The organism is Burkholderia cepacia (assembly GCF_029962485.1).
Classification (GTDB): domain Bacteria; phylum Pseudomonadota; class Gammaproteobacteria; order Burkholderiales; family Burkholderiaceae; genus Burkholderia.
Map to the genome: position 1 here is coordinate 2,060,755 of NZ_CP073637.1, position 22,587 is coordinate 2,083,341.

Here is a 22,587-nt window from a genome sequence, read left to right on the forward strand (position 1 = left end):
TGCGCAATGTGCGCGGGCCGGCACGGCAAGCGGCGGGTTGGCTACCGCTCTCACCAAGGAAAGACCATGAAAGAAGGCATCCACCCGAATTACCGCGAAGTCGTCTTCCAAGACATGTCGAACGGCTTCAAGTTCATCACGCGCTCGACGATCCAGACGCGCGAAAACATCGAACTCGACGGCAAGACCTACCCGCTCGCCAAGATCGAAGTGTCGTCGGAATCGCACTCGTTCTACACGGGTCAGCAAAAGATCATGGACACGGCAGGCCGTGTCGAGAAGTTCAAGAACAAGTTCGGCGTTCGCGCCAGCGGCAAGGCGAAGTAAGCTTCGCTCCGTATCCGGTGGTTGCATTGCGCCGGTATCGCACAAAAGGGCAGCCCAGGCTGCCCTTTTTTGTCTCTGCTCGCCCGGAAACCGCCGGCCGGCGTCCGGGCATCGACCTGACGCGTCACGGCCGGCGCGTCTACAATGCCGGATGCTCGAAACCGGCTCGTCCGCGCGCGACCGCGCCGGACGCGCGCCCATAACAAAACGCTCATCTGCATGAAGCCTGTCGTCCGTCTCACCGCCTCCGCCACGCGTGCGCTACCGCGCTGGCTGCTGCTCACGCTCTGCCTCGTCTACGCGGCGTTCGGCCTGTTCGGCCGCGACCCGTGGAAAAACGAGGACGCGGCGGGCTTCGGCGTGATGTGGACGATGGCCAAGGGTGGCTGGCACGACTGGCTGCTGCCGAACCTCGTCGGCAAGTTCATCACGACCGACGGGCCGCTCGGCTACTGGCTCGGCGCGCTGTCGATCCGCGGCCTCGGCCCGTGGGTCGATGCCAGCAACGCGTCGCGCGTCGATACGGGCGTACTGTTCTGCGTCGCGTGCGCATTCGTCTGGTACGCGGCCTACCTGCTCGGCCGGCGCGCCGAAGTCCAGCCGTTCAAATACGCATTCGGCGGCGAACCCGAGCCGCGCGACTACGGCCGCACGCTCGCCGACGGCGCGCTGCTGGTGCTCGTCGCATGTTTCGGCCTCGCGGAGCGCGGCCATGAAACGACGCCGCAGCTTGCGCAGTTCGCATGGATCGCGATGCTCGTCTACGGGATCGTGCGCGGCATCGACAAGCCGATGCAGGGCGCGCTGTGGTGGGGCGTCGCGATCGGCCTCGTCGCGCTGTCCGGCAACCCCGTGCTGGTCGTCGCGCTGCTCGCCGGCACGGCCGCGCTGTGGCTCGTCACGCCCGAGATGCGCAACCTGCGCCTGCCGCTGATCGGCGTGCCGCTCGCGGCCGCGATCTTCGCACTGTGGCCGCTTGCCGCGTTCGTCGCGGCGCCCGACGACGCCGCATGGTTCTTCAACCAATGGATCCACGGCAGCCTGATGCGCTTTTCGGGCCCGCCGACCGCGGTGCTCGGCTATGCGGCAAAGAACCTGCCGCTGTTCACCTGGCCCGCGTGGCCGCTCGCGATCTGGGCCTGGTGGAGCTGGGCCGGCATGCGCCGCCGGGCGCACGTCGCGATTCCGCTGTCGGTCGCCGTGCCGCTCGTCGCGCTCGTGATCCTGCAAAGCCAGCAGTCGAACCGCATGTACATGCTGCTGCTGCCGCCGCTCGCCGTGCTCGCGACGTTCGCGCTGCCGACCCTGAAGCGCGGCGCGATCAACGCGATCGACTGGTTCGCGGTGCTGAGCTTCACGATCCTCGGCACCTTCGTGTGGCTCGTGTGGCTCGCGTCGCTCACCGGCTTCCCGCATCCGCTCGCACGCAACCTCGCGCGCCTCGTGCCCGGCTACGAACCGCACTTCAAGATCCTGTCGTTCATCTGCGCAGTGATCGCCACGGTGTGCTGGTGCTTCCTCGTGCGCTGGCGCATCTCGCGACAGCCGAAGGTCCTGTGGCGCAGCGTCGTGCTGTCGGGTGCGGGCACCACGCTGATGTGGGTACTGCTGATGACGCTGTGGCTGCCGATCGTCAACTACGGCCGGACCTATCGCGATGTCGCACAGCAGATCGCCGTGCATTTGCCATCCGACTACGAATGCATCTCGCCCGTGCGGCTCGGTGACGCACAGATCGCGACCTTCGCGTATTTCGGCAACATGCGCTTCGATTTCTCCGGCGACTGCGACGTGATCCTGCGCCAGGACCACGCGGACTTCGGCGAGCCAAGCTCGATGTCGCAATACGTGTGGCGTCTCGTGTGGGAAGGCCGCCGCGTCGCCGACCGCGACGAGCGCTTCCGCCTGTACGAGCGCATCGAACGGCCGAAGGCGCCCGTCAAGAAGCGTCCGCCGCGCCGCCAGGCGGCCGATTGACGATGTTCGGCGACATCCGCCGGATCGTCGGTCTCGCGTGGCCGGTGCTCGTCGGCCAGCTCGCGATCATCGCGTTCGGCGTGATCGACACCGCGATGGTCGGCCGCTACTCGGCCGTCGATCTCGCCGCGCTCGGGCTCGGCTCGTCGATCTACATCTCGATCTATATCGGCCTGACGGGTATCCTGTCGGCGCTGCAACCGATCACCGGGCAGTTGTACGGCGCGCGGCGCTATGCCGAGATCGGAGAAGAAGTACGCCAGGCGCTGTGGCTCGCGCTGCTGCTCGCGATTCCCGGCTTCCTGCTGCTGCATTTTCCCGAGCCGCTGCTGCGTGTCGCGCACACTCCCGCCGCGCTGCACGACCGCACCGTCGACTACCTGCGCATCCTGTCGTACGGGCTGCCTGCCAGCCTCGTCTTCCGCATCTACAACGCGCTGACCAACGCGGCCGGCAAGCCGCGCCTCGCGATGATCCTGCAGATCGGCGCGCTGCTGCTCAAGTTTCCGCTCAACGTGTGGTTCATCTTCGGCGGGTTCGGCGTGCCGGCCCTCGGCGGCCCGGGCTGCGGGCTGGCCAGCACGCTGATCAACTGGGCACTCGCGCTGATCGGCTACACGCTGCTCGCGAAGCTCGACGTGTTCGCGCCGCTCGCGATCTTCTCGCGCTTCTGCTGGCCTGTCTGGGAACGCCAGAAGGCGATCCTGAAGCTCGGCGTGCCGATGGGCCTGTCTTACCTGATCGAAGTCACGTCGTACACGTGCATGGCGCTGTTCATCGCGCAGTTCGGCACGACGACGCTCGCCGGCCACCAGATCGCCGGCAACATCGGCGCCGTGCTGTACATGACGCCGCTGTCGATCGGCGTGGCGGCATCGACCCTGGTTGCGCGCGCGCTCGGCGCCGGACGCCCGGAAGAAGCGCGGCTGCTCGGCCGGCACAGCGTGATGTTCGCGTGCGGCGTGGCGGCCGCCTACGGCGTGCTCGTGTTCACGCTGCGCCCGCTGATCATCGGCGGCTATACGCCGAACCCGGCCGTCGCCGCGGCCGCGATGCCGCTCGTCGCGATCGTCGCGTGCTACCACGTCTTCGATGCGCTGCAGGTCACGTCGGCGTTCGTGCTGCGCGCGTACAAGGTGGCGGTCGTGCCGACCGTGATCTATGCGGTCGCGCTGTGGGGCGTCGGGCTCAGCGGCGGCTACGTGCTCGGCTTCGACGTCGGCGGCATCGCGCCCGCGTGGCTGACCGGCGCGCGCGGCTTCTGGTTCGCGAACACGGTCAGCCTGATGCTCGCAGGCGCCGGGCTCGTGCTGTACCTGCGCCGCGTGAGTCGTGCGCACGCCGCTGCCGCCGCCTCCTCCGCCGCCTGACGCCAGGCCCGCTACGCGTCCTCCAGCACGTCGGCCGCATGATAGGACGACCGCACGAGCGGGCCGGCGACGACTTCCCTGAAACCGAGTTCGAGCGCCTCGTCGCGCCACGCAGCGAACGCCTCCGGGCTCACGTAACGCCGCACCGGCAGATGGTGCGCCGACGGCGCGAGATACTGGCCGAGCGTCAGCACGTCGACGTCGTGCGCGCGCAGGTCGCGCAGCGTGTCGCGCACCTCGTCGTCGCACTCGCCGAGCCCGAGCATCAACCCCGATTTCGTCACCAGCCCCGGTCGCGCCCGCTTCGCCTGCGCGAGCAAGTCGAGCGAGCCGCGATAGTCGGCGCCCGGCCGCGCCGCGCGATACAACGACGGCACCGTCTCGATGTTGTGGTTGAACACGTCCGGCCACGCCGTCGACAGTGCATCGAGCGCTCGCGCCACGCGGCCACGGAAGTCCGGCGTCAGGACTTCGACGCCGATGCCCGGCACGCTCGCGCGCACCGCCGCAATGCACGCGGCGAAATGCGCCGCGCCGCCATCGCGCAGGTCGTCGCGGTCGACCGACGTGATCACGACGTAGCGCAACCCGAGCGCCGCGGCTGCGTGGGCCAGCCGCGCCGGTTCGTCGGGATCGAGCGGATCAGGGCGGCCGTGCGCGACATCGCAGAACGGGCAGCGCCGCGTGCACAGCCCGCCCATGATCATGAAGGTCGCGGTGCGCTGCGCGAAGCATTCGCCGATGTTCGGACACATCGCCTCCTCGCAGACGGAATGCAGCCGATGGTCGCGCAGCACGGCGGCCATGTCGGCCACCGCCGCGCTCATCATCGGCCGCGCGCGCAGCCACGGCGGCTTCGGCAGCGCCGCCCCGGCCGCGGGCTCGACGCGCACCGGAATGCGCGCGAGCTTGTCGCGGCTGCGCGTGCCCGGCTGGCCGAGCGCCGTGAGGCTGGGTCGTTCGAGCGCGGCGGCCATCGTCAGTCTCCGAGAAGCGCGACGATCAGGCGGTTCACGTCGGCGGCCGCCTCCATCTGCACCATGTGCCCGCTGCCGGCGATCACCTCGGCCCGCACGCCGTCCGGCAAGCCCTGCGCATGCTGCGCGGGAATCACCTGGTCGCGCTCGCCCCAGATCACGAGCGTGCGCGGCGCAAGCGTCGCGAGCCGGTCGCGGAACACACGCCGCTGCGCGGCGCCGTCGAACGCGGCATTCGCGATCTTCTCCAGCGCGGCCTGCACGCCTTCGAGCCGCTTGTACTTGACGAGATCCTCGACGAGTTGCCGCGTCACCAGCGCGTTGTCGGCGAACAACGCGCCGAGGTGCGGCTTCAGCGTGTTGCGGCTGTTGCCGGCGACGAAACCGTCGATATACGCACGATTGATGTCGGTGCCGAGCCCCGCGCTCGCGATCAACGTCAGCGACGCGACACGTTGCGGCGCGCGCTCGGCCGCTGCCATCGCAACCGCGCCGCCCATCGAATGGCCGATCAGGTGCGCTTGGTCGATGCCTTTCGCATCGAGCAGCGCGAGCACCGTGTCGGCCAGTTCGTCGAGGCTGCCCGTCTCGACCGCCTTGCCCGATTCGCCGTGACCGGGCAGGTCAAGTGCCCACACCGGACGGTGCGCGGCGAGATCCGCGTGATTGAACAGCCAGTTGTTCAGGTCGCCGCCGAAGCCGTGGATCAGCACGGCGGGCGTGCCAGCGCCTTCGCCGAGCTTCAGGAAGCGCACCGTGCGGCCGCCGATCTGCGCCTTCTCGGGCTGCGGGCCGGCCGCTTCGTCAGCAGCCGCGCTCGGCACGAAATCGCGCTGGAATTCGGCGATCGCCGCATCGATGTCGGCATCGCTCGCCTCGGCCGCCGCGACGACGCCGAGCAGCGCGCCGACCGGCAGCGTGTCGCCTTCCTGCGCGACCTGCCGGCGCAGCGTGCCGTCGAACGCGCATTCGACGCCCGACGAGATCTTGTCGGTCTCGACGTCGAGCACCTCATCGCCCTTGGTCACGCGTTCCCCGAGCGCTTTCAGCCAGCCGTTGACCTGCCCCTGCTCCATCGACAGCCCCCACTTGGGCATCGTGATCATGTGAATCGACATCGTGTCAGCTCCTCGTCTTGAGGACCGCCTGCGCAATCGCATCGGCGGTCGGGATGTACAGGTCTTCAAGCACGCTCGCGAACGGCGCGGGCGTATGCGGCGCGGTGACGAGCTCGATCGGCGACTTCAGCGAATGAAATGCGCGCTGCGCGACGAGCGCGGCGATGTCGGTCGCGATCGAGCAGCGCGGATTCGCTTCGTCGACGACCACCACGCGCCCGGTACGCTCCGCGCTTTCGAGGATCGTTTCCTCGTCGAGCGGCGACGTCGTGCGCAGATCGATCACGTCGCACTGGATGCCGTCCTTCGCGAGCTTCGCGGCCGCATCCGTCGCGAGATGCACCATCCGGCCGTACGTGACGATCGTCACGTCGTCGCCCTCGCGCACCACGTTCGCCTCGCCAAACGGAATCGCATAGGACTCCTCCGGCACGTCGCCTTCGCGCGTATAGAGCAGCTTGTGTTCGAGGAAAATCACGGGATCGTTGTCGCGGATCGCCTGGATCAGCAGCCCTTTCGCGTCGTACGGCGTCGACGGGCACACGACCTTCAGCCCCGGAATGTGCGTGAACAGCGACGTCAGCATCTGCGAGTGCTGCGCGGCCGCACGCAAACCGGCGCCGTACATCGCGCGAATCACGACCGGCGTCACGGCCTTGCCGCCGAACATGTAGCGGAACTTCGCGGCCTGGTTGAAGATCTGGTCGAAACACACGCCCATGAAATCGATGAACATCAGCTCCGCGACCGGCCGCATCCCGCACGCGGCCGCGCCGACCGCCGCGCCGATGTAGCCGCCCTCGGACAACGGCGTATCGAGCACGCGGCCCGGAAACTTGTGGAACAGCCCCTTCGTCACGCCGAGCACGCCGCCCCATGCGTCGTCCTCGCCCGGCGCGCCCGCGCCGCCCGCGTTGTCCTCGCCCATCACGATCACGCTGTCGTCGCGCGCCATTTCCTGCGCGAGCGCTTCGTTGATCGCCTGCGAATAAGTGATCTTCCTTGCCATGTCTGTCTCCTGGAATGTTCGGTTCGCCGTGCCGGCTGCGGTGTCAGGCCGCGCTCACGGATACGACACGTAGACGTCGGTCAGCAGGTCGGCGGCATCCGGCACCGGTGCGGCCTTCGCCTGCGCGACCGCGTCGTCGATCAGCGCCTTCACCTGCGCGTCGACCTCGCGCAGGTCGGCCGTCGTCAGCGCCTCGGCGCGCACGACACGCGTCTCGAAATGCTTCAGGCAGTCCTTCTCGTCGCGCAGCTTCTGCACCTCGCCCGGCGCGCGATAGGTTTGCGCATCGCCTTCGAAGTGGCCGAAATAGCGCGTGAACTTCACCTCGACGAGCGTCGGGCCGCCGCCGTTGCGCGCGCGCTCGACGGCTTCGCCGAGCGCTTCGTGTACCGCGAAGAAGTCGAAGCCGTCGACGATCACGCCCGGCATCCCGAACCCGTTCGCACGATCGGCAATGTTGTCGGTCGCGACCGACCAGCTCGACGACGTCGCTTCCGCATAGCCGTTGTTCTCGGCGACGAAGATCGCGGGCAGCCGCCACACCGACGCAAGGTTCATCGATTCGAAGATCACGCCCTGGTTCGACGCGCCGTCGCCGAAGAAGCACACGCCGACGCCGCCCGTCTTCTTGTGCTTCGCCGCGAGCGCCGCGCCGCATACGAGCGGGCCGCCCGCGCCGACGATCCCGTTCGCGCCGAGCATCCCCATCGACAGGTCGGCGATGTGCATCGAGCCGCCCTTGCCGTGGCAAACGCCGGTTTTCTTGCCGTAGATCTCGGCCATCATCCCGTGCACGTCGACGCCCTTCGCGATGCAATGGCCGTGGCCGCGGTGCGTGGTCGCGACGTAGTCGTCGAGGCCGAGGTGCAGGATCGTGCCGACCGCGGACGCCTCCTCGCCCGCATACAGGTGAACGAAGCCGGGGATCTCGCCCGTCGCGAATTCGACGTGCAGGCGCTCCTCGAATTCGCGAATCGTGCGCATCAGCCGGTAGGCGTCCAGCAGTTTGTCCCTGCTGAGCTGTGTCGAAGCGGTCATGTATGTCTCCTGGGTAGGTCTGACTGCGAATGCCGCCGCGGCGATGCCGTGGCGACGGATTGCACGGCCTGCGGCCGTCAGTGGAACGTGAAGCCGCCGTCGACGTTCACGGCCTGGCCCGTCACGTTGTCCATCGTCGCGAAGAACAGCGCGAGCCGGCCCATGTCCTCCGGCGTCTGCGCGCGGCCCTGCGGGATCAGCGTCAACTGGTGCCGCTGCCACGATTCCTCGACCGTTTCGCCATCGGTCTTCCATTCGTCGGACAGCCGGTCCCACATGTCGGTACGGACGATGCCGGGGCAGATCGCGTTGACGGTCACGCCGTCGCGCGCGAGCTCCTTCGCGAGCGCATTCGTGAAGCCGACGACCGCGAATTTCGATGCGCTGTAGTGCGCGAGATTAGGAAAGCCCTCCTTGCCCGCGATCGACGCGACGTTGATGATCCGGCCGTGCCCCTGCGCCTTCAGATGCGCGAGCGCCGCGCGGCAGCCGAGGAACGTGCCTTTCGCGTTCACGTCCATCACGAAATCCCAGTCGCGTTCGGTCAGCTCGGCAACCGGATGAATGCTGATCACGCCCGCGCAGTTCACGAGGATGTCGAGCCGGCCGAGTTCGGCGAGCGCCTGCGCGACCATCGCGTCGACCTGTGCGGCCTGCGTGACGTCGACCTTCGCAACCGCCGCGCGGCGGCCAAGCGCGCGCACCTCGCGCGCGGTGGCGTCGAGCGCGTCGTCGAGCAGATCGGCCAGCAGGATGTCGGCGCCCGCGCCGGCAAGCGTCAGCGCAATGCCGCGGCCGATGCCGCGCGCGCCGCCCGTGACGATGGCGACCTGTCCTTCGAGTGGGGCTGTCATGGCAATGTCTCCTTGATGATCGTTATGGATGTCGAAATGTGTCGCGAGAAACCGGATGCTCAGTCATGCCATGCGCCGGCGTCGCGCAGCAATTGCCGCGAAGACGCGTAGCGCAGCGTGCGGCCGACATCGACCGTCAGCGGCCCGCGCCAGTCGAGCGAGATCTCGTAGCGATCGCCGCGCGCGACCTCGATCTCGCGCTCGCCGTCGAACGCGAGCGTGCCGCGTTCGAACGGAATCGCCTGCCACGTGCCCGGTTCGAGCCGCTCGCAACTGCGCATCACGACGCGGTCGACGCGACCCGGCGCGATCGGCGCCACGAGCGGCGTGCCGGCCGTCTTGCCGGCTTCCGCGAAGCGCATCGCGAGCCCGTGAGGCGCGCTGCGTTCGAGCGGCGCCCATGCGCCGCCGAGCGCGGACAGGCCGATACCGTCCGGTTCCGCAAACGTCAGGTAGAGCGAATCGATGTCGTCGGATCCGGAGATCGCGCGCGCGCCGATGAAGCGCTGCCGCGCGGCGCACACGTCGACCAGCGCGATTTCCTCACGCCCCGGCTGCGCACCGGCCACGCAACGCACGACGAGCCGCTTGTTGCGCACGAACGCGACCTCGGCCGGCACGGCGCCGGTCGCGGCGAGCCCTGCCGCGACGCCGGCGACGGTCGCCTCGCGATGTTCGGGAAACGCATTGTTGGTGCCGGTGGACAGCGCGACGAGCGGCGTCGCGCCGCAATGCGCGGCCACCGCGCGATGGGTGCCGTCGCCGCCGAGCACGACGATCAGCGCGACTTCCATGCGGTGCAGGTATGCGGCGCCGGCCTGCGTGTCGGCGACGGTATCGGTGATCGGCAGGTCGACGAATTCGACCTCGGGCCAGCGTTCGTGCGGCGCGACCGCGCGATGCGTGTCGATCGCGCGCAGCAGCAGCGTCGCGATGCCCGTGCGGTCGCGCAGCGTCAGCACGCGCTCGACGCCCATCGCACCGAGGCCGGCGAGCAGGCGCACGACCATGTTCGCCTTCTCGGCCGTCGGAAATACGGATGCATGCGTCGTGAGGCGGCGGATGTCGCGCCCCGATGCGGGGTTCGCGATCACACCGACGGTAACGGGCGTCGTCACGGGTTCGTCTCCATCCAGTGGGCCGGCATGCCTGCCCTGCATGTTTCGTCCGCTGCCATCGACGGGCGGCGGATCGTCGTCGCCGACACGACCGCATCGGCTTGCCCGTGATCTCTGCAAGCGGCGTGCCATCGCCGCGGCGATGTCCGTGGAACCCGCGTGCACACTGGTTCGGCAGGCAGGCACGTGTTCGGGATTCGCGATCGTGACGACGCCGCACATGGCGAATCCGCCGGTGCGTCTCACGACGTCGATGCGACGACGCGATCGTCCCGGCATCGGCGCATGCGCACCGCGCTGCCCGCAAACCCCGCACGCGTGCGGCTCGACGCATGCGCCGGCAAGCCTGCCGACCGCCGCGCGCCACGCATGCGGCTGTCTCAACCGCGCGAGACACGGCGAGATACCGGCGAGACGAACGTCTCACGCGCCCCGCGTGCTGCGATGCAATGTGATCCGCCGAACGGGATGTGCTACAAGGACAGCGATATCCCCGCCGTACGGAACCGGAGCCGACCATGCCCTACGCCGTCCCCCAGGCCCAGCACGCCGACCGTGTACTCGGCGCGCTCGCCGGGCGCCTGCCCGCGCCGGCCGACTCCGAGCGTCTCGTGTCGTCGTGGCAACGGTCGCTGGAGCGCTACTGTCTCGACCCCGCTTCATCGATCGGCCCGCGGGTGCTGACCGCGGCCGAGCTGCGCGAAGTGCGCGACAAGGAAGAAGCCTTCCTGCGCGCATCGGGCCAGTGCCTGACCCGGCTGCACGACATGATCCGCGTCGCCGACTACTGCGTGATGCTGACCGACGCGCACGGCGTGACGATCGACTACCGGATCGACCGCGAGCGCCGCAACGACTTCCGTCATGCGGGGCTGCACATCGGCTCGTGCTGGTCGGAAAGCGAGGAAGGAACGTGCGGCGTGGCGAGCGTGCTGACCGATCTCGCGCCGATCACCGTGCACAAGACCGATCACTTTCGCGCGGCGTTCACGACGCTCACCTGCAGCGCGGCGCCGATCTTCTCGCCGGGCGGCGAACTGATCGGCGTGCTCGACGCGTCGGCCGTGCATTCGCCCGACGGCCGCGACAGCCAGCGCCTCGTCTACCAGCTCGTGCGGCAAAGCGCGGCGCTGATCGAGGACGGCTACTTCGTGCACAGCACCGCGCAGTACTGGATCCTGTTCGGGCATCCGAACCGTCACTACGTCGAAGCGCAACCCGAATGGCTGATCGCGTTCGACGAATGCGGCAACATCGTCGCCGCGAACCGGCAAGCGCGCGACGCGCTGCCGGCGCTGCGCGAGCCGCGTCATATCGACGAGATCTTTGATGCGACCGAGATGCCGCTGCGCGATGCCGCGCGGCTCGACACGATCGTCGCACTGCGGCTGCGCGCGACCGGCGCACCGCTCTATGCGCGGTTGCGGGCGCCGCTACGGCGCGCCGGCCGCGAACCCGGCACGGTATCGCGCCGCGCGGGCACCGCGCCACGCCACGTCGGCGCGCTGACGCCGTTCCTGCACAGCAGCGACACGCAGATCGCACAACAGGCCGAACTCGCGCTGCGCGTGGCCGGCAAGCGGCTGCCGATTCTCGTGCTCGGCGAAACCGGTGCGGGCAAGGAAGTGTTCGCACGCGCGATCCACGATGCCGGTGCGCGGCGTGCGCGGCCGTTCGTCGCCGTCAACTGCGGCGCGCTGCCGGACGCGCTGATCGAGAGCGAACTGTTCGGCTATGCGGCCGGCGCGTTCACCGGTGCGCGCAAGCACGGCGCGCGCGGCAAGATCGCGCTCGCCGACGGCGGCACGCTGTTTCTCGATGAAATCGGCGACATGCCGCTCGCGCTGCAGACGCGCCTGTTGCGCGTGCTCGCCGACGGCGAGGTCGTGCCGCTCGGCAGCGATACGCCCGTGCGCGTCGATCTCGACGTGATCTGCGCGACGCACCGCGATCTCGCGCGGATGGTGGCCGACGGGACGTTCCGCGAAGACCTGTACTACCGGCTGAGCGGCGCGACGTTCGAACTGCCGCCGCTGCGCGAACGCGCGGACGTGCGCGACGTGATTGCCGCCGTATTCGCCGAGGAAGCGCAGGCAACCGGCCACGTGCTCACGCTCGACGCGACGCTCGCCGAGCAGCTCGCCGCGTATGCGTGGCCCGGCAACGTGCGGCAACTGCGCAACGTGCTGCGCTATGCGTGCGCGGTGTGCGACGGCGCGCGCGTGACGCGGCACGACCTGCCGGCCGACCGCGCCGTGCAGCTCAGCGGCGCGTCGACCGGCGCACTGCCCGACGACGAACGCGGCCGCATCGTCGCGGCGCTCACCGCGCACCGCTGGCGTCCCGACGCGGCCGCACAGGCGCTCGGCATTTCGCGCGCGACGCTGTATCGGCGCATCGCGAAGCACCGGATCGTCGCGCCGCACCGCGCGTGACGCGCGGGCGCGACTGCGATCATGCGGTCATGCGGCCTGCCCGGCCGCTTCGACCGACTTTCCGGCGTTTCCAGCTTCGGCGGCCGCTTCGTCACGCCGCGTGAACACCTCGTGCGCGGCGAACAGCGCGTTGAGCGCGGCCGGGATACCCGCGTAGACGGCCATCTGCATGAACACCTCGACGATCTCGTCGCGCGTGCAGCCGACGTTCAGCGCGGCCTCGATATGCACCTTCAACTGCGGCTGCGCGTTGCCGAGCGCGGCCAGCGCCGCGATCGTCGCGATCTCGCGCGCTCTCAGGTCGAGTTGCGGCCGGCTGTAGATGTCGCCGAAGCTGAACTCGACCAGCAACCGCCCGAAGTCCGGTGCGATCGGCGCCAGCGCCGCAATCACGCGTTCGCCCACTTCGCCGTCGATTTCCTTCAGTTTGTTCCAGCCGCGCGTGTAGCGGTCTTCAACGAGTCGTTCCATTGTGTCCGTCCTGTTCCGATAAAGCGTGAGAAGGATTTGCCGGTCGGGCCGTATCGCGCTCCTGTGCCTCGTAGTACGTGATCTTGTCGCTGATCGCATCGAGGTTCACCTGCAGCTCCGCGAGATGCGCGCGCACCACATCGCGATGCGCGACCAGCAACCTGCGCCGCGCACCAAATGTCGGCTCGCCCTGCTCGCGCAGTTCCACGAACGCCTGGATCTGCGCAATCGGCATGCCGGTCGCCTTCAGGCGCATCACGAAGGCCAGCCCGGCAAGGTCGGCCGGTGCGTAGAGCCGGTGCCCGGCCGCCGTGCGCGAAATCGCGCGCAGCAGGCCGGCCTGCTCGTAGTACCGCAGCGTGTGCGTCGACACGCCCGTCAATTCGGCGACTTGCCCGATCGTCAGCGGACCGGCGGCGGAGGGTTGGGATACGGTTTTCGACATGGCAGGAACAAGGTTAGGAGTTAGAGTTCACTCTAAGTCAAGCGTTATCGAACGGCCAGCGCGACGACGATACGCTCGCCCCCTGCGACACCGTAAACAATGGTCAAAATCGCCTCCCGGCGCGGTTTTCGGTCTTTACAGCACCGCAAGCCTTCAGCAAGATTCGGTCAGCCTGTCTTAAAAAGGGCACGCATTTGTCCTATGCTTAACGGCGACGCCCGGCCGGGCCTCGCCCCGCCGTCTGTTGCAACAGCCATTCATCCGTCAGAACCAGGGAGCCTTTGCCATGCTGAAAAAGCTGCTGATGCTGTTCGTCGCGCTATCGCTGTCGTTCGCCGCAGGCCTTGCCGCGGCCGTCGAAGTCAACTCGGCTGACCAGGCCGCGCTCGAATCCGTGAAGGGTCTCGGGCCCGTGAAGTCGAAGGCGATCATCGACGAACGCACCAAGAACGGCCCGTTCAAGGACGCCGACGATCTCGCGAACCGCGTGAAGGGCCTCGGCACGAAATCGGTCGGGCACCTGGAGGAAAACGGCCTGACGATCGGCGGCTCGTCGACGCCGCCGAAGGGCGTGAAGCTGTCGAAGCCGGCCGCGACGACGTCGGCGACCACGTCGGCAACGACGTCGGCAGGCACGGCGTCGACGTCCACGACCGCAACGGCAGGCACGACGACCGCAGCGCCGGCCCCGGCGGCAAGCGCACCGGATGCGGCGGCGAAACCGGCCAAGGCGAAACGCGCGTCGAAGAAGGAAAAGGCAGCAGCCGCGGCGGCGGCATCCGCCGATGCGGGTGCGAGCGCACCGGCCGCAGCGTCGTCGGCAAAAGCGACGAAGGGTTCGAAGAAGAAAAGCAAGAAGGACAAGGCAGCCTCCGCCGCCGCGGCGTCGGGCGCCTGATGTGCGCCGCGCGCGCGACGGCGTGCGCGCGGCATTCGTTCAACGGGCGCCCACAGCGTGGCGCCCTTATCGGTAAAGGTGAAAAACCATGGGTCTCCTCGACATCGTTGGCGGTCTGATCGGCGGCCAGGCCGGCGGCAACTCGCAAAGCGCGCTGATCACGACCGCGCTCGAATTCATCAACAACCAGCCGGGCGGCCTGAATGGCCTGATCGAAAAGTTCAAGGCCGGCGGCGCCGGCGACGTCATCGGCTCGTGGGTCGGCACCGGCCAGAACCAGCCGATCTCGCCGGACGCGCTGCAAAACGTGCTGGGCTCGGACGCGATCGGTGCGCTCGCGAGCAAGTTCGGCGTCGACCCGTCGATGGCCTCGACCGTACTCGCGCAGGTGCTGCCGCACGTCGTCAACCACGCGACGCCGGACGGCGCGGTGCCGGCCGACGGCCAGGCGCAGGTCGACCCGTCGAACGTGCTCGGCTCGCTGTCGCAGCTCGCCGGCATGTTCGGCGGCAACAAGCAGGGCTGAAGCCCTGCGTCGTTGCGACGCTCCATAAGCAAACACCCCGCTGAGGCGGGGTGTTTGTTTTTGCGCGCCCGGCGCGAACCGGGCGGGCGGCCGATGGCAGGCGATCAGTGCACGACGCGGTCGAACACGAACTTGCCGTCGTGGACGTCGACCGGAATCACGTCCTTCGGACCGAAGCGGCCCGCGAGGATGAGCTTCGCGACCGGGTTCTCGATCTCCTGCTGGATCGCGCGCTTCAGCGGCCGCGCACCGAACAGCGGATCGTAACCGACCTTCCCGATCTGTTCGAGCGCCGCTTCCGACACCTCGAGCGCCATGTCGAGCTTCGCGAGCCGATCGTGCAGGCGCGCCAGCTGGATCTTCGCGATCGACTCGATGTTGCTGCGGTCGAGCGCATGGAACACGACGACGTCGTCGATCCGGTTCAGGAACTCGGGGCGGAAATGCTGCTTCACCTCGAGCCACACCGCGTCCTTGATCTCTTCCTGCGGCGCCCCCGTCATCGCCTGGATCACCTGCGAGCCGAGGTTCGACGTCATCACGATCACCGTGTTCTTGAAGTCGACCGTGCGCCCCTGCCCGTCCGTCATGCGGCCGTCGTCGAGCACCTGCAGCAGCACGTTGAACACGTCCGGGTGGGCCTTCTCGATCTCGTCGAGCAGGATCACGCTGTACGGCTTGCGGCGCACGGCTTCCGTCAGGTAACCGCCTTCCTCGTAACCGACATAGCCCGGCGGCGCGCCGATCAGCCGCGCGACGCTGTGCTTCTCCATGAACTCGCTCATGTCGATGCGGATCAGGTGCTCTTCCGAATCGAACAGGAACGACGCCAGTGCCTTGCACAGCTCGGTCTTGCCGACACCCGTCGGGCCGAGGAACAGGAACGAGCCGTACGGACGGTTCGGATCGGCGAGACCCGCACGCGAACGGCGGATCGCGTCGGCCACCGCGCCGATCGCCTCATGCTGGCCGACCACGCGCTCGTGCAGCTTTTCCTCGATGTGCAGCAGCTTCTCGCGTTCGCCCTGCATCATCCGCGATACCGGAATCCCGGTCGAACGCGACACGACTTCCGCGATTTCCTCGGCGCCGACCTGCGTGCGCAGCAGGCGCGGACGCGTCGGGTTGTGCTGCTCCTGCTCTTCGGCCTGCGTGACCTGCTTCAGCTGCGCCTCGAGCTGTGGCAGCTTGCCGTACTGCAGTTCGGCGACCTTCTCCAGCTTGCCGTCACGCTGCAGACGCGCGATGTCCGCACGCACCTTCTCGATCTCTTCCTTGAGCTGTGCGCTGCCCTGCACCGCGGCCTTCTCGGCGGTCCAGATCTCTTCCAGGTCCGCGTACTCGCGGCCGAGGCGCTGGATCTCTTCCTCGATCAGCTGCAGGCGCTTCTGCGACGCTTCGTCCTGCTCCTTCTTCACGGCTTCGCGCTCGATCTTCAACTGGATCAGACGACGGTCGAGCTTGTCCATCTCTTCGGGCTTCGAATCGATTTCCATCTTGATCTTCGAAGCAGCTTCGTCGATCAGGTCGATGGCCTTGTCGGGCAGGAAACGATCGGTGATGTAGCGGTGCGACAGCTCGGCCGCGGCGACGATCGCCGGGTCGGTAATGTCGACGCCGTGGTGCAGTTCGTACTTCTCCTGCAGCCCGCGCAGGATCGCGATCGTCGCCTCGACGCTCGGCTCGTCGACGAGCACCTTCTGGAAGCGGCGTTCAAGCGCGGCATCCTTCTCGATGTACTTGCGGTATTCGTCGAGCGTGGTCGCGCCGATGCAGTGCAGCTCGCCGCGCGACAGCGCCGGCTTCAGCATGTTGCCCGCATCCATCGCGCCTTCGGCCTTGCCCGCGCCGACCATCGTGTGGATTTCGTCGATGAAGACGATCGTCTGGCCTTCGTCCTTCGCGATGTCGCTGAGCACGGCCTTCAGGCGCTCCTCGAACTCGCCGCGGTACTTGGCGCCCGCGAGCAGCGCGGCCATGTCGAGCGACAGCACGCGCTTGCCCTTCAGCGTTTCCGGCACTTCGCCGTTGACGATCCGCTGCGCGAGCCCTTCGACGATTGCCGTCTTGCCGACGCCCGGCTCGCCGATCAGCACCGGGTTGTTCTTCGTGCGGCGCTGCAGGATCTGGATCGAGCGGCGGATTTCGTCGTCGCGGCCGATCACCGGATCGAGCTTGCCCGCCCGGGCGCGCTCGGTCAGGTCGACCGTGTACTTCTTCAGCGCCTCGCGCTGGCTTTCCGCGTCCTGGCTATGCACCTGCGAGCCGCCACGCACCGCGGCGATCGCGGCTTCGAGCGCCTTGCGCGTGAGGCCGTGCTGGCGCGCGAGCTTGCCGGCTTCGCCCTTGTCGTCGGACACGGCGAGCAGGAACATCTCGCTCGCGATGAACGTATCGTTGAGCTTCTGCGCTTCCTTGTCGGCCTGGTTCAGCAGCCCGGCCAGCTCGCGGCCGATCTGGATGTCGCCGCCCGTGCCCGTCACTTGCGGCAGGCGCGAGATGGCTTCGTTCAGCGCGCCTTGCAGCGCCTGGATGTGAACACCCGCGCGCGACATCAGCGAGCGGGCGGAACCGTCCTGCTGCGCAACCAGCGCGGCCAGCACGTGAACGGGTTCGATGTATTGATTGTCGCGGCCAGCCGCAAGGCTTTGCGCGTCAGAGAGTGCTTCCTGGAACTTGGTGGTGAGCTTGTCGATTCTCATTTAGTCGAGACCTCCAATTTTCGATTAACACCAAGATGAGGATGGTTATGCGGCTTTCAAGCGAAATTCGGGTTGATTCAGCGCAAAAATTGCTGGATTGGCTGGAAGCGGCCCCGGGACGGGCCACGCTCGGATCGCGGGACGCGGCGCCCGTGTATCAGCCGGCCGCCGACGGCGGCTCGGCGGTCGCCGGGGTGTCGTCCTGCAACGATTCGGCACGCACGAGCGCGACCGGGCGGATGCCGAGCAGCGCCGCGAGCGGCGACGCGGACTCGACCAGCTCGCCGAGCCGGTGACGATCGAGTTCGGCGAAAAACGCATCGCGCGCGGCCGCCAGCACACCCTTCAGGCGGCACTGCGGCTCGATCACGCAGCCGCGCGATTCGCCGTTGTCGTCCGAAAAGCAGCCGACCAGCGCGAAGTCGCTCTCGGTCGCGCGCACGACCTGGCCGACCGTCAGTTGCAGCGATTCCGGAAAGAGCCTCAGCCCGCCATTGCGGCCGCGAACCGTGTCGACCCATCCCAGCTCGCCGAGCTGCTGCACGACTTTCATCAGATGGTTCTTCGAGATGCCGTAGGCATCCGAGATCTCCTGGATCGTCGCGAGCCCCTCGCCGCGTACGGCAAGGTACAGCATTACGCGCAGCGAATAGTCGGTGTAGTCGGTGAGTCTCATGAGCGGATACGGAAATGATCGATCGTGCCCCGATGACGTGAGCCGGGCCGAGCGCGATGCGCGCGGATCCGGCTGACGGTCCCGTTCCACGGCCTCGGGTTGCCGGAATCGCGTGCGCGCAATAAGATGCGTGACATCTACACGTTTTTCAGGGGGTATTGGACGCTATTTTGCGTCAAAATCCGACCGGCGTCCTAACTGACGCCCATGCCGCCACGCGCCCGCGCCCCGATCTACCGGCCCTTTTTGCCATGACTGCCCTGCCCGCCTCGCCCGAATCCGCACCGGCCCGCCCTCGCGACGCCGAGCCGACCGAAGACAACATCCGCGATCTCGTCTACGCGTTCTACGACCGCGTGCGCGGCGATCCGCTGCTCGGGCCCGTGTTCGACGCGAAGCTGGCCGGCCGCTGGGACGACCACCTGCCGAAGATGGTCACGTTCTGGTCGAGCCTCGTGCTCGGCACCAAGGGCTACCGCGGCAACGTGCAACAGGCGCACCAGCCGCTCGACGGGATCGAGCCAGCCCATTTCAGCCGCTGGCTGGCGCTGTTCCTGAAGACGGTCGAGGCGCGCTACGCGCCGCCCGCGGCGATCCGCTTCATGGAGCCCGCGCTGCGGATCGCGCAGAGCCTGCAGTTGAGCCGGTTCGGCTGGGACTATCAGATTCCGCCCGAGCAGCAAGCGCTACTCGACGCGATCGCGCCGCGCCGCCGCGACGCGGGCGACGATCCGCACGCGTTGCCGTCGCGTGCCCGCGGCGAACCGTTTCCGACAAAGATCATCGGGCGCGGCGTCGATCCGGACGCGTAACGCGCGACCCGCGCGATGCCCGGCGATCACGCCACCTGCGGCACTTCGCCGCATCGTTTGTCGGATGCAGCGTTCAGCGCGGCGTATTGCCCGACTCGACACCCCAGCGCGCGAGCGCGGCATCGTCGGTGCTGCGCGCATCGACCCACCGCTCGCCGTCCGGTGTCGTTTCCTTCTTCCAGAACGGCGCCTCGGTCTTCAGATAGTCCATCACGAACTCGCACGACGCGAACGCGTCGCCGCGATGCGACGCAACCGTCGCGACCATCACGATCTGGTCGAGCGGCAGCAGCTTGCCGACGCGATGCACGATCGCGACGTCGATGCCCGGCCAGCGCCGGCCGGCCTCGGCGGCGATCTTCTCGAGCGCCTTCTCGGTCATCCCCGGATAGTGCTCGAGCTCCATCGCGGCGACCGAATCGCCTTCGTTCAGGTCGCGCACCGTGCCGACGAAGCATGCGACCGCGCCGATCTTCGGGTTGCGCGCCCGTAATGCCGCGACTTCGGCGTTCAGATTGAAGTCGTCGGTCTGGATTCGTATCGTTGCCATTACACGTTCCTGTCGACCGGAGTTGGCGCTTGAGCGTCCACTCCGGTCCCATGCAAAGCTCACCCGCCCGTCACCGGCGGAAAGAACGCGACCTCGCAGCCTTCGGTGAGCCGCGTGTCGGGATCGGTCATCTCGTGATTGCACGCCATGCGCAGCGCGCGCCCTTCGGCGAGCGTCTCGGCCCACGCGCCGCCGCGCACGCGCAACCAGGCACGCACGTCGCCGACGGTCGTCACGCTGTCCGGCACGTCGGCCTGTTCGTCGGCGACGCCCAGTGCCTCGCGGACGCTTGCAAAAAATTTCAGCTGAATCTTCATGGTTCGGGAAGCCGTCGCGTTACGACAGCAGTTCGGAAAACGGAATGAAACGCACGGTCTCGCCGGCGCTGATCGCATGCTGCGGCGGATTGTCGATCAGGCCGTCGCCCCAGACCGTCGACGTCAGCACCGCCGAGCTCTGGTTCGGGAACAGGTCGAGGCCGCCGGCCGCGTTGACACGCGCACGCAGGAATTCGTTGCGCCGATCGCCCTTGCCTTGCGAAAAGTCCGCCCGCAGCGACAACGCGCGCGGCGCGACGTCGCGCACACCGGACAGGCGCAGCAGGAACGGCCGCACGAACAGCAGGAACGTGACGAAGCTCGAGACGGGGTTGCCGGGCAACCCGATGAAGTGCGCATCGGCACGTTCGTCGCCGCGGCGCACCGCGCCGTACGCGAGCGGCTTGCCGGGCTTCATCGCGATCTGCCACAGCGCGAGCCGCCCTTCGGACTCGACGGCCGGCTTCACGTGATCCTCGTCGCCGACCGATACACCGCCGCTCGTCAGGATCACGTCGTGATCGCGCGCAGCCTCGCGCAGCGTGTCGCGCGTCGCGGCGAGCGAATCGGGCACGATCCCGTAATCGGTCACGTGGCAGCCGAGCCGCTCCAGCAACCCGCGCAGCGTGAAGCGGTTCGAGTTGTAGATGGCGCCGGGCTTCAGCGGCTCGCCGGGCATCGTCAGCTCGTCGCCGGTGAAGAACACCGCGACGCGAATCCGCCGTGCAACCGACAACTGCGCGCAGCCGACCGAGGCGGCCAAGCCGAGCGCCTGCGGCGTGAGCCGCGTGCCGGCCGGCAGGATCACCGAGCCCTGGCGGATGTCCGCGCCCTGCGCGGTGATCCACTCACCGGCCTTCGGCGTGTGCAGGATCTCGACCGCGTCTCCGTCGGCCGATGTCTGCTCCTGCATCACGACCGCATCGGCGCCGGGCGGCACCGTCGCACCGGTGAAGATCCGCGCGGCCGTGCCGGCCGCGAGCGGTTGAGCCGGATGGCCGGCCGGAATGCGCTGCGACACCGGCAACCGCCGATCGCCGTGCAGCAGGTCGGCGACGCGCACCGCATAACCGTCCATCGCGCTCGTATGCATCGGCGGCACGTCGAGCGGCGAGCTCACGTCAGCGGCCAGCACGCGGCCGAGCGCATCGAGCGTGGCGACGGTTTCGGCGCCGGACAGCGGTTTCGCGGCATCGAGCAGCGCGGCCAGCGCCTCGGCGGTCGACAGCATCGGCGCGCGCGGCGCCGCGGGATTCGGGTTCGACATCGATGGGATCGGGGATCGTTGGAATCAATACGTCATTGTAGCGACGCCGTCACACGGACGCGCGATATGGCGGACATGCGAAAACCGTGATCGGCGCGAACGCGCGGGTCTGGCACTTGTTTCGTGCAACAGGCCATGCCCGGGCGCCAAACGAAACGGCCGGAACCCCGATCCGTGCGACGAATCGGCATTCCGGCCGTCCTGCGCAGCCGGGCCCGCGGGCCCGGCCGTGCGTCATGCGCCCGTGTGGGCGATGATGAAGTCCTTCACCTGCTGCGCGTCGGCGTTCACGACCTCGAAACGCTGCGGCAGCGCCTCGAGCCCGTCGAATGCAGCCGGACGCTCGGCTTCGCGATCGAGTGCCTCGCGAATCGTCTCGCCGAACTTGATCGGCTGCGCCGTCTCGAGCACGACCATCGGCACGCCTGCATCCAGATGCTCGCGCGCGACCTTCACGCCATCGGCCGTGTGTGTATCGATCATCGTGTCGTAGCGCGAGAACACGTCGCGGATCGTCGCGATACGGTCGGTGTGGCTGCTGCGGCCCGACACGAAGCCGAACTCCGCGACGCGCGCGAAATCGCCGCTCGCCGCGAGATCGAAACCGCCCTTCTCTTCGACATCGCGGAACAGCTGCATCACGCGCGCCGGATCGCGGCCGAGCAGGTCGAACACGAAGCGCTCGAAGTTCGACGCCTTCGAGATGTCCATGCTCGGGCTGCTCGTGTGATACGTGTTCTCGGCGCTGCGCACGCGATACGCGCCCGTACGGAAGAACTCGTCGAGCACGTCGTTCTCGTTCGTTGCAACCACGAGCTTCGCGATCGGCAGCCCCATCATCCGCGCGATGTGACCCGCGCAGACGTTGCCGAAGTTGCCCGACGGCACCGTGAACGACACGCGCTCGTCGTTGGACTGCGTCGCTGCGAAGTAACCCTTGAAGTAGTACACGACCTGCGCGACGACACGCGCCCAGTTGATCGAGTTGACCGTGCCGATCTTCTGCTGCGCCTTGAACGCGTGATCGTTCGACACGGCCTTCACGATGTCCTGGCAGTCGTCGAACACGCCTTCGACCGCGAGGTTGAAGATGTTCGGATCCTGCAGGCTGAACATCTGTGCCGTCTGGAACGCGCTCATCTTCTTGTGCGGCGACAGCATGAACACGCGCACGCCGGCCTTGCCACGCATGGCGTACTCGGCCGCGCTGCCGGTATCTCCCGACGTCGCGCCGAGGATGTTCAGCGCTTCGCCGTGCTTCGCGAGCGTGTACTCGAACAGGTTGCCGAGCAGCTGCATCGCCATGTCCTTGAACGCGAGCGTCGGGCCGTTCGACAGTTCGAGCAGCGACAGCGCCGTGCCGTTCTCGGTGCCGAGCGTCTTCAGCGGCGTGATGTCGGACGCGTTCTCGCCGTGGCGCGTGTTGCTGTACACGGCGGCCGTGTACGTGCGGCGCGTGATCGCGCGCAGGTCGTCGGCCGGCACGTCGTCGCAGAACTTTGACAGGATCTCGAACGCGAGATCCGCATACGACAGCGTGCGCCAGCGCGCGAGCTCGTCGGCGGACACCGTCGGATACTCGGCCGGCAGGTAGAGCCCGCCGTCCTTCGCGAGGCCGCCGAGCAGGATGTCGGAGAACGTATGGCGCTCGCCGATGCCGGCGCCGCGCGTGGAGATGTAGTTCATGTCGCCTCTCGTCC

Annotated in this window: 21 protein-coding genes; 7 read left to right on the forward strand and 14 right to left on the reverse strand. The window is 68.0% G+C overall.

Annotated elements, in window-relative coordinates; genetic code table 11:
- Nucleotides 1-66: 66 nt before the first annotated feature.
- From KEC55_RS09560 to KEC55_RS09570, 3 genes are all read left to right on the forward strand, one after another.
- Nucleotides 67-327 (forward strand): type B 50S ribosomal protein L31, encoded by a 261-nt coding sequence (locus KEC55_RS09560; protein WP_006753671.1) that lies wholly within the window; start codon nt 67-69, stop codon nt 325-327.
- Between the two features lie 144 nt (nt 328-471).
- Nucleotides 472-2,304, forward strand: coding sequence for an ArnT family glycosyltransferase (locus KEC55_RS09565; RefSeq protein WP_282505210.1), 1,833 nt, complete (start codon nt 472-474; stop codon nt 2,302-2,304).
- A 2-nt stretch (nt 2,305-2,306) separates the two neighbouring features.
- Nucleotides 2,307-3,674, forward strand: coding sequence for an MATE family efflux transporter (locus KEC55_RS09570; RefSeq protein WP_282505212.1), 1,368 nt, complete (start codon nt 2,307-2,309; stop codon nt 3,672-3,674).
- 11 nt (nt 3,675-3,685) lie between these two features.
- Here KEC55_RS09570 and lipA read toward each other — a convergent pair whose 3' ends face one another.
- The 6 genes from lipA to KEC55_RS09600 form a co-directional block, all read right to left on the reverse strand.
- Entirely contained in the window at nt 3,686-4,651 is a 966-nt protein-coding gene (gene lipA, locus KEC55_RS09575; protein ID WP_282505214.1) for a lipoyl synthase, read from the reverse strand.
- 2 nt (nt 4,652-4,653) lie between these two features.
- On the reverse strand, nt 4,654-5,769 hold the full coding sequence (locus KEC55_RS09580) for an acetoin dehydrogenase dihydrolipoyllysine-residue acetyltransferase subunit (RefSeq protein WP_282505216.1): 1,116 nt from the start codon (nt 5,767-5,769) through the stop codon (nt 4,654-4,656).
- Between the two features lie 4 nt (nt 5,770-5,773).
- Nucleotides 5,774-6,778 (reverse strand): alpha-ketoacid dehydrogenase subunit beta, encoded by a 1,005-nt coding sequence (locus KEC55_RS09585; RefSeq protein ID WP_176047198.1) that lies wholly within the window; start codon nt 6,776-6,778, stop codon nt 5,774-5,776.
- A 54-nt stretch (nt 6,779-6,832) separates the two neighbouring features.
- Complete coding sequence (locus tag KEC55_RS09590) at nt 6,833-7,816, reverse strand: thiamine pyrophosphate-dependent dehydrogenase E1 component subunit alpha (RefSeq protein ID WP_282505217.1); 984 nt, start codon at nt 7,814-7,816, stop codon at nt 6,833-6,835.
- 77 nt (nt 7,817-7,893) lie between these two features.
- The gene (locus tag KEC55_RS09595; RefSeq protein ID WP_282505219.1) at nt 7,894-8,670 is read right to left on the reverse strand and encodes an SDR family NAD(P)-dependent oxidoreductase; all 777 of its coding nucleotides are present in this window, start codon (nt 8,668-8,670) and stop codon (nt 7,894-7,896) included.
- Between the two features lie 59 nt (nt 8,671-8,729).
- Nucleotides 8,730-9,788 (reverse strand): ATP-NAD kinase family protein, encoded by a 1,059-nt coding sequence (locus tag KEC55_RS09600; protein ID WP_282505220.1) that lies wholly within the window; start codon nt 9,786-9,788, stop codon nt 8,730-8,732.
- 518 nt (nt 9,789-10,306) lie between these two features.
- On the opposite strand from KEC55_RS09600, the gene KEC55_RS09605 reads away from it, so the two are divergent.
- Nucleotides 10,307-12,223: a sigma-54-dependent Fis family transcriptional regulator gene (locus tag KEC55_RS09605; RefSeq protein ID WP_282505221.1), complete on the forward strand. Its 1,917-nt coding sequence runs from the start codon at nt 10,307-10,309 to the stop codon at nt 12,221-12,223.
- A 27-nt stretch (nt 12,224-12,250) separates the two neighbouring features.
- Here KEC55_RS09605 and KEC55_RS09610 read toward each other — a convergent pair whose 3' ends face one another.
- Both KEC55_RS09610 and KEC55_RS09615 read right to left on the reverse strand, forming a co-directional pair.
- Entirely contained in the window at nt 12,251-12,694 is a 444-nt protein-coding gene (locus tag KEC55_RS09610; protein WP_282505222.1) for a carboxymuconolactone decarboxylase family protein, read from the reverse strand.
- Nucleotides 12,678-13,139, reverse strand: coding sequence for a MerR family transcriptional regulator (locus KEC55_RS09615; RefSeq protein ID WP_282505223.1), 462 nt, complete (start codon nt 13,137-13,139; stop codon nt 12,678-12,680). Before KEC55_RS09615 ends, KEC55_RS09610 begins: the two co-directional genes overlap by 17 nt.
- Before the next feature lie 286 nt (nt 13,140-13,425).
- Here KEC55_RS09615 and KEC55_RS09620 point away from each other — a divergent pair, with 286 nt between their 5' ends.
- Complete coding sequence (locus tag KEC55_RS09620) at nt 13,426-14,037, forward strand: ComEA family DNA-binding protein (RefSeq protein ID WP_282505224.1); 612 nt, start codon at nt 13,426-13,428, stop codon at nt 14,035-14,037.
- Nucleotides 14,038-14,125: 88 nt separating this feature from the next.
- Nucleotides 14,126-14,563, forward strand: a complete 438-nt coding sequence (locus KEC55_RS09625; protein ID WP_176047206.1) for a YidB family protein — start codon at nt 14,126-14,128, stop codon at nt 14,561-14,563.
- A 104-nt stretch (nt 14,564-14,667) separates the two neighbouring features.
- On the opposite strand, the gene clpB is transcribed toward KEC55_RS09625, so the two are convergent.
- Together clpB and KEC55_RS09635 are read right to left on the reverse strand one after the other, a co-directional pair.
- A complete protein-coding gene (gene clpB, locus KEC55_RS09630) occupies nt 14,668-17,265 on the reverse strand; it encodes an ATP-dependent chaperone ClpB (RefSeq protein WP_282505225.1) in 2,598 nt (865 codons plus the stop codon).
- A gap of 157 nt (nt 17,266-17,422) precedes the next feature.
- Nucleotides 17,423-17,941: an Rrf2 family transcriptional regulator gene (locus KEC55_RS09635; RefSeq protein ID WP_282505226.1), complete on the reverse strand. Its 519-nt coding sequence runs from the start codon at nt 17,939-17,941 to the stop codon at nt 17,423-17,425.
- Between the two features lie 251 nt (nt 17,942-18,192).
- Between KEC55_RS09635 and KEC55_RS09640 the strand changes: the two genes are divergently transcribed.
- Nucleotides 18,193-18,753: a group III truncated hemoglobin gene (locus KEC55_RS09640; RefSeq protein WP_282505228.1), complete on the forward strand. Its 561-nt coding sequence runs from the start codon at nt 18,193-18,195 to the stop codon at nt 18,751-18,753.
- 73 nt (nt 18,754-18,826) lie between these two features.
- Here the strand turns inward: KEC55_RS09640 and moaE are convergent, their stop codons facing one another.
- The 4 genes from moaE to thrC all read right to left on the reverse strand — a co-directional run bounded on the left by moaE (nt 18,827) and on the right by thrC (nt 22,573).
- Nucleotides 18,827-19,303: a molybdopterin synthase catalytic subunit MoaE gene (gene moaE, locus KEC55_RS09645; protein ID WP_282505230.1), complete on the reverse strand. Its 477-nt coding sequence runs from the start codon at nt 19,301-19,303 to the stop codon at nt 18,827-18,829.
- 59 nt (nt 19,304-19,362) lie between these two features.
- Entirely contained in the window at nt 19,363-19,620 is a 258-nt protein-coding gene (gene moaD / locus KEC55_RS09650) for a molybdopterin converting factor subunit 1 (protein ID WP_011352296.1), read from the reverse strand.
- A 19-nt stretch (nt 19,621-19,639) separates the two neighbouring features.
- Nucleotides 19,640-20,887: a molybdopterin molybdotransferase MoeA gene (locus KEC55_RS09655; protein WP_282505233.1), complete on the reverse strand. Its 1,248-nt coding sequence runs from the start codon at nt 20,885-20,887 to the stop codon at nt 19,640-19,642.
- 234 nt (nt 20,888-21,121) lie between these two features.
- The gene (gene thrC, locus KEC55_RS09660) at nt 21,122-22,573 is read right to left on the reverse strand and encodes a threonine synthase (protein WP_282505234.1); all 1,452 of its coding nucleotides are present in this window, start codon (nt 22,571-22,573) and stop codon (nt 21,122-21,124) included.
- Nucleotides 22,574-22,587: the final 14 nt, after the last annotated feature.